At 56.5% G+C, this 223-nt stretch carries 1 protein-coding gene; it reads left to right on the top strand.

Going from position 1 to position 223, the window contains the following annotated elements:
* Window positions 1–223, top strand: a 223-nt coding sequence (locus FRY97_RS22875; RefSeq protein ID WP_170254926.1) for a hypothetical protein, incomplete at both ends; no start/stop codon positions are given.

The raw sequence follows: 223 nt of genomic DNA, 5'->3' as shown, positions 1-223 counted from the left end.
AGCGAGGGCATGATCACAACAAGCTGGAACGGCCAGGCAGCCGAAGGCGTACTGTTCACGCTGGTGATCCGTGCAACTGAAGATGCACAGCTGAGCGAAGTACTGGGCGTAAGCTCTGCCATCACCAAGGCAGAAGCATACGGCAAGGACGGCAGCTTGCAGGACGTAGCGATCGAGTTCTCTAACGGCACAGTAGCAGCAGCCGGTTTTGAAGTCTACCAGA

The sequence above is a fragment of the Phaeodactylibacter luteus genome (assembly GCF_007993045.1).
GTDB lineage: Bacteria > Bacteroidota > Bacteroidia > Chitinophagales > Saprospiraceae > Phaeodactylibacter > Phaeodactylibacter luteus.
This window is presented reverse-complemented; position numbering and strand designations above follow the sequence as displayed.